This window comes from Desulfococcus sp. (assembly GCF_050178255.1).
GTDB lineage: Bacteria > Desulfobacterota > Desulfobacteria > Desulfobacterales > Desulfococcaceae > Desulfococcus > Desulfococcus multivorans.
Window position 1 is genome coordinate 1 of sequence record NZ_JBFXGG010000150.1, and the last position, 6,220, is coordinate 6,220.

The 6,220-nt window shown below is 55.3% G+C and carries 10 protein-coding genes and 1 pseudogene; 3 read left to right on the top strand and 8 right to left on the bottom strand.

Features of this window, described 5'->3' with window-relative positions; genetic code table 11:
- The 4 genes and pseudogenes from AB7S84_RS15970 to AB7S84_RS15985 form a co-directional block, all read right to left on the bottom strand.
- Positions 1-538 (bottom strand): annotated as a pseudogene (locus tag AB7S84_RS15970) (hypothetical protein); the annotation flags it as partial.
- 8 nt (positions 539-546) lie between these two features.
- Positions 547-1,170 (bottom strand): (2Fe-2S)-binding protein, encoded by a 624-nt coding sequence (locus AB7S84_RS15975; protein ID WP_020875382.1) that lies wholly within the window; start codon positions 1,168-1,170, stop codon positions 547-549.
- Positions 1,171-1,329: 159 nt separating this feature from the next.
- On the bottom strand, positions 1,330-1,956 hold the full coding sequence (locus tag AB7S84_RS15980) for an MBL fold metallo-hydrolase (RefSeq protein ID WP_020875383.1): 627 nt from the start codon (positions 1,954-1,956) through the stop codon (positions 1,330-1,332).
- Between the two features lie 52 nt (positions 1,957-2,008).
- The gene (locus AB7S84_RS15985; protein WP_020875384.1) at positions 2,009-2,515 is read right to left on the bottom strand and encodes a hypothetical protein; all 507 of its coding nucleotides are present in this window, start codon (positions 2,513-2,515) and stop codon (positions 2,009-2,011) included.
- 275 nt (positions 2,516-2,790) lie between these two features.
- Between AB7S84_RS15985 and AB7S84_RS15990 the strand changes: the two genes are divergently transcribed.
- Positions 2,791-3,081: a hypothetical protein gene (locus tag AB7S84_RS15990; protein WP_020875385.1), complete on the top strand. Its 291-nt coding sequence runs from the start codon at positions 2,791-2,793 to the stop codon at positions 3,079-3,081.
- 26 nt (positions 3,082-3,107) lie between these two features.
- Positions 3,108-3,311 (top strand): hypothetical protein, encoded by a 204-nt coding sequence (locus tag AB7S84_RS15995; RefSeq protein WP_020875386.1) that lies wholly within the window; start codon positions 3,108-3,110, stop codon positions 3,309-3,311.
- A gap of 75 nt (positions 3,312-3,386) precedes the next feature.
- On the opposite strand, the gene AB7S84_RS16000 is transcribed toward AB7S84_RS15995, so the two are convergent.
- The 4 genes from AB7S84_RS16000 to AB7S84_RS16015 all read right to left on the bottom strand — a co-directional run bounded on the left by AB7S84_RS16000 (position 3,387) and on the right by AB7S84_RS16015 (position 5,044).
- Positions 3,387-3,806, bottom strand: coding sequence for an RNA recognition motif domain-containing protein (locus tag AB7S84_RS16000; protein WP_428155715.1), 420 nt, complete (start codon positions 3,804-3,806; stop codon positions 3,387-3,389).
- A gap of 81 nt (positions 3,807-3,887) precedes the next feature.
- A complete protein-coding gene (locus AB7S84_RS16005; RefSeq protein ID WP_020878377.1) occupies positions 3,888-4,118 on the bottom strand; it encodes a KH domain-containing protein in 231 nt (76 codons plus the stop codon).
- Positions 4,119-4,460: 342 nt separating this feature from the next.
- Positions 4,461-4,733 carry a GIY-YIG nuclease family protein gene (locus AB7S84_RS16010; RefSeq protein ID WP_200809343.1) on the bottom strand — a complete coding sequence of 91 codons (273 nt, stop codon included), beginning with the start codon at positions 4,731-4,733 and terminating at the stop codon, positions 4,461-4,463.
- Between the two features lie 26 nt (positions 4,734-4,759).
- Positions 4,760-5,044, bottom strand: a complete 285-nt coding sequence (locus AB7S84_RS16015; protein WP_020878375.1) for a hypothetical protein — start codon at positions 5,042-5,044, stop codon at positions 4,760-4,762.
- 819 nt (positions 5,045-5,863) lie between these two features.
- Here AB7S84_RS16015 and AB7S84_RS16020 point away from each other — a divergent pair.
- On the top strand, positions 5,864-6,118 hold the full coding sequence (locus tag AB7S84_RS16020) for an Hsp20/alpha crystallin family protein (protein WP_428155718.1): 255 nt from the start codon (positions 5,864-5,866) through the stop codon (positions 6,116-6,118).
- Positions 6,119-6,220: the final 102 nt, after the last annotated feature.

Here is a 6,220-nt window from a genome sequence, read left to right on the forward strand (position 1 = left end):
GGTTGCCGCCGGGATGGATCGGGTGAGCTGAAGCCGCCAGGGCGGTCCGCTCGTCGGAGATGAAGGGCAGCACCTCATAGGTGACGTCGATGGCGCGAAGGGCATCCCGGGCCTGGTAAGGGCTTTCTGCAGCCACGGCAGCCACGGTTTCACCCTCGAAACGGCAGACAGGGTCGAATATTTTCGTCTGCAGGGTTGTTCCCGACCCGGTATAGGTCCACAGGAGCTCGGCGCCGGAAGAACTGCCGTCCATGACGGCATGTATGCCGGGCATGCGATTTGCCCGCGTGGTGTCGATCCGAACCACCCGGGCGTGGGGGTGGGGGCATCGCAGAATGGCCCCGTGCAGCATGTTGGGGAGTTTCACGTCCGAAGGGTAGACGGCAGAACCGCTCACCCGTTCATAAGCGTCGACCCGGGGGAGAGGCGCCCCGACAACGCGGGTCTTGCCCCAGGGGGCGGGCTGTTCTCCGGGGCGGGGCGTTTCGGGCACCGGCGATTCCGGGGCTTCGAAAATGCGTTTGTCTTCATCAGCCAAGGTTCACCTCATTTTTTCCGCTTGAGTTCCGCAGCCCGCAACACGGCTGCCGTGATGTGGGGATAGGCGCCGCAGCGACAGAGATTCCCGCTCATGGCCGCGCGGATGTCGTCCTTCCCGGGAGCGGGATTGGCGCGCAGCAGTCCCTCGGCGGCCATGATCTGACCGGATGTGCAATAGCCGCACTGGAACGCGTCATGTTCGACAAATGCCTGCTGGACAGGCCCGAGACGTTCGCCGTCCATGAGGCCTTCGACCGTCGTGATCTCCCGGCCGTCGACCTCCGCCGCAAGGGTCAGGCAGGCATACCGGGCGACGCCGTCGACAAGGACGGTGCACGCGCCGCATTCGCCTCGTTCGCAGCCGGGCTTGGTTCCGGTGATGCCGAGCTTTTCCCGGAGGATGTGAAGGAGCGTCCACCGCGGCTCAACGACCATGTCGCGGCGAATGCCGTTGACCGTGAAGCTGACGGCGACGGTTGTTTCCGGCGTGGCGGCCCCGGCTGCGGTGCCGAAGCCGACGAGAGAATCGGAGGCAACGGCGACCGCCGCGCCGGTGCCCATGGTTTTGAGGAAGCCGCGGCGGGTCAGCCCCCGGCCGCCATGATTCTTGGGGTCGTGCTCATCTCGCATGGGAGCCCTCCAACGTTTTGATGAGAATTTTCAAATTGCTTTAAGCCGAATGCCGCTTGAGATCGGCTCGAATGTCGATGTTCGCAAGGCATTATTATGAAAGCCGCTCTCGTGAGTCAATATCCGGTCTGCCGTGCGCGGCATCCTGGGCCGGCGTGCCTATTTGTTCAGAACGACGACCTCGCAGACCCCTGAAAGGGCGGCCTTGAATTTCGCGGCGTCGTCGCGGGTGCCGACGATGGCGTCGTAGTGCATGGGGATGGCCACCTTGGGCTTGATCTTTCCGGCGGCCTCGACAGCCTCGGCCGCGGTCATGACATAGGTGCCGGATACGGGCAGCAGTGCGATGTCCACCGAGAGGTCGTTCATTTCCGGGATCAGGTCCGTATCGCCGGCATGATAGATCCGGACGCCGTCGATGGTGATGATAAAGCCCAGCCACTTGTTTTTCTTCGGGTGAAAATCCTTGTTGGTGTTGTAAGCCGGAACGGCTTCGATATCGATGCCCATGACCGTCAGCCGGTCCCCGGGCTTGACGACCCGGACGTCGCCGGTGAGTTTTCTGGCGGATTCGGCCTCGGTGACAAAGACGGTGGCGGGTGTCCGGATTTTTTCGATGTCGTCGACCGAGCAGTGGTCGAAATGGGGGTGAGTGATCAGAATGATGTCCGCGGGTTCGCCGTCCTCGATCTGGTAGGGATCGACGACGAGCCGAATGTCGTCTGAAGATATCTCGAAACCATCGTGACCCAGCCATTTGATCTTGCTTAAGACGTCAGATAACATGATCATTCTCCTTTGTGTATTGGGCGTCATGTTCCGGTTGGCGAATATCGATTCAACGGTCGGGTTTTGAAACCGGAACGGCGTCCGGATCCGTGAACCAGAACCCTTTGGTGAAATCGAACCACTCTCGGGGGCGCCGGCCGCCGGATGCCGTGGCCCGCTGTCTCGACAGTCGGCCGGCGGCGTCGATTTCGTAACGATCTTCTGAATTCTCCGGGATATAAATCGGTCCGCGGCCGCTGTCTTCATTTCGGCGGCATGCCGCCGCCATCTCTTTCGCCCGCTCGATTTCGCAGAAGGGACATAGATTTTTCTCGAGTGCCGCGAGGATATTTTTCCCGTCGAGGAGCGGGGGGAAAAAGACCCTGTATCGCTCGATCCGGTCTGTTTCGTCGATTTTCCTGAAAGCGATCGTAGCCCTGCAGCCGGTGATGTGGCCGTCATCGGTGTGTGCCGCCTTGATGTGCGACAGCAGAAGCCCTGCGGTTTTCAGGCGTTGATCACCGTTCCAACAACCCTTTTCCGTTTCAAATATAACCTCTCTCGTAATTCTGCGCATGATGATCTCCTTATATCGCCGCTCGAGACGTTCTACTTTTATCGGATAACGGCTGATACATCAAGCAAAAGCTTGGAGCGGTCCAGACTTGGGGCGTTTAACGGAGGACTATGGGGGTCGATACGTTGACATGCAAATTCATGTGCTTACACTTGATACGGAGCCCGGATATTTGGAACCAGAACCTGTGACGACTCAAAACGTGCAGGTTTTGACATGATGCTTAAAGGCGTTTTCAGAATGCCGTTGACACGTTTCGATTGGAATCAGACCCCATGAAAAACAATGCCGTCAAATGCGATGACAAATTGATCACCGCACTGACCCAGGTGGTCTTGAATGATGCGTTGAATACCGTACTCGGAGAATTCGAGCGCAATACGGATACCCACATCGGCAGGATTACCATTGAGCCCAGAGAAGCGGGGCGGGACAGGCGCGTGATCCGTATCGAGGTGAGGAGCGCCGGAGGAAAATGCCTGGAAGGTCTCGCCCGCTACAGAAAGGTTCTGTGCAAAGACAAACGTTTCAGGAACGAACCTTTCTGTGAAAACATGAGCTTATGAGTGAGGTTGGAACGGAGGACCGAACCATGAACGATACCCTGCATTTCGTCACGAACGGCAGAGGGGATCCGGACGGCGAGATCGATGCCGGTACGGAACCCCTCCGCGCGTGTCCCATCGCGGAGGAGGCCCTTCGGGAGAAACCCGATCTCTGCTGCTGCTATATAATGGATCAAAACGGGGAATTCGTAAGTCCTTGCCACATCCCCTTTGAAAACCGATGCTGTTGATGAATCCTTTGTTGGGGAACTTACGAGACCTGCCGATTTAAAGGCGCCGACTCTTTTTCGGAGTGGGTGCTATCCCTATCGGTCCCCGCCGTAACCGCCCCTGCCGCCGCCGCCGTAGCCACCCCTGCCGCCGCCACCGCCGCCGTAGCCACCCCTGCCACCGCCGCCGCCTCTACCGCCACCGCCGCCGTAACCGCCTCTGCCACCGCCGCCGCCTTTACCGCCGCCACCGCCGTAGCCGCCGCGATTGTCACTCCGGGGTCTGGCCTCGTTCACATTGAGGGTTCTACCTTTGAATTCCTTGCCGTTGAGGCCGTCGATGGCAGCCTGTCCTTCGGCTTTGGAGGCCATTTCCACGAAACCGAACCCTTTGGATTGGCCGCTCATCTTGTCTTTGATGACGGCAACGGATTCGACCTGGCCAAAGGGTTGAAACGCCTGATTCAAATCCTCTTCGGTAACATCGTACGACAGATTTCCAACATAGATTTTCATAAGATTTCTCCTTAAATTTGGGCGACAACGCGACAATCCCGGCAGGGGCGCGTTTGTCGCCGATCTCGGGGCCGTGTGGGCTCACCCGATAATTTCGAGAATATAGTGTTTGTTCACTTTTCCCGAAGCGGCACTGAGAATGGTTCTCAGTGCATTGGCGGTCTGTCCGCTTTTCCCGATAACCTTTCCAATGTCTTCCTTGGCAACTTTCAGTTCCAGTATGATCGTTTGTTTTCCAATGATTTCCTTTACCGTTACCTGTTCCGGATCATCCACAAGGCTCTTTGCGATACGTTCAATCAGTTCTTTCATCACTTCGTCTCCATTAGCGCCGTCTGCCGAGACGGTAAATCCGTCGCTGCAATACGGCTGTGTTCTGCGATCTTTATCATGAGAATTCGATCGAAAAATGTTATCCGTGACGGGTTTTGTTCAATCAGCGTCTTTCAGCCGTTCAGACGGCAGAACTCGAATCGGGCGGTAATAACGGTCATGTTTGAAATCTTGGAAGGTTTCGGTTGTGCCGATGTCGCATCCGGATTGTACCGTGGGCATATCCAATTTTCGGCATCGCACATATCGCCTTTGTTTTGATCATAAACTAAAATAAGAATCCGGTGCAACCTATTTAAACGAATTGTGGTCGAAAGTGATTCATCCTTTGCAGCCGGTCGGCATCCAGGGATCGATCAGCGGAGGGTCGGCGATCAACGCCTCCTTCACCTGCTTGGAGGCCTTTTTGATTTTCGCCTCCACCATCAGGGCCGACCGCCGGGACCCCACTTTTCGCGAGAAGACAATCCCCTCGGGATGATGTCCCCGAAAATATTTCGCTGCTCTCACCCCACCGCTTCGGTGTTCCCGGAATCGTCTTTGGACGTCCGTCGCGATGCCGGTGTACAGAGAACCGTCCGTGCACCGAATCATATAGACATTCCAATCCCGGCGGGGACTCATGCAAAACGATGGTTCGACGCGCCGGAATGGGTATTGCCGCCTTCGACGCGGATATGCTTGACGGTGCCGTGAATGCGCTTGCCGAAAGTCGCCCGGAGTGGATCCATCTCCCGGCCGGAGGGATTATGGATAAGCTTCGGGAATTCGAACCGACCATTAACATCGACCTTGACAGGGGATTTTCGGATGTTGGTTTGATGACGGATGAAGCGGGCCTTGATATCTGAACGGCCGATCACCGATCGATTCCGCACAATCCATCGATTTTGGGGTCCGGTCATCGGTTTTTCCTTTTCGGCGGTAATACCTTTTTTAAAATACTCAACTTTCGACTTTCATAGGCCGGTGCCGGGCCGTATCCTCCCGGCACCTCTTTCCGGTTGCCATTATGAAAGTCGAAAGTTTAATAAAATATTATAATCAGTTTTTAAGATAACATCAATAACAGCTTCTGAAAAATAAGGATGCTCTGAAATAGGTGCAACAGACACCACAGGTGATACAGGGATTAGGCGTTTCCATATCGGTTTCGCATTTAAATTGTTATTGATATAGTTGAAAAGGCTTTTCATGATTCAGGGAAACGGCACTCTCTATCCTGCGGTTTGAGGGTTGTCAACAGGATTTGAATGTCTGCGGGAAGGCGTTTACGACGACATCACGACGATAACGCAGATATCATTTTATTACTTAGAATAAATTTATATAAAAAGTAATGTAATAATAAAGTAAAAAATTATATTGACAAAATTTTTGTGATAATTATTTTAGAAACAAAAAATGAGGGTATTGAACACAAGGCCTGAAAAACCAAGCGTTAACCCATTCTCAGGCACGTGATCGTGGACCTGAAGATCACGAACAAGAGGATCAACACAAAGGAGGATTGCACCATGACTGCAAGAAGACTGTTCGATTTTCCAGGCTTGGGTTGGCGAAATCCGTTTGCGGAATTGGAACGGATGCAGCGTGAGATGGATCGGCTCTTCGGCGATCAGTTCTTCCGGTCCGGATGGCCGGGGCTGCATGCCGGTGTATTCCCGTCCGTTAACGTGACGGAAGATCAGGATCATTTCTACATCCGGTCGGAGCTTCCCGGAATGGCGGCCGATGATCTCGATATTCAGGCCGCCGGCAACAGCGTGACCATCTCCGGCGAGCGCAGGATCCCGGCCGAAGGAGACAATGTCCGGTATCATCGGCGTGAACGGGAGGCGGGGAAATTCTCTCGAATCGTCACCCTGCCAAACGGGGCCGACATGGACAAGGTCAGCGCCGGCCTGACCAACGGCGTGCTGACGGTGACCATCGCAAAATCCGAGGCCACGAAACCGCGACAGATTTCCATCAAATAACGACAGGAGGACAAGATGAGCGAAACCAGAGAACTCCAGGTGAGAGAAAAACAGGAGGTCAACGTTCCAGCGGAACAGACTCGGCCGGGCCTGGTTTTCAGC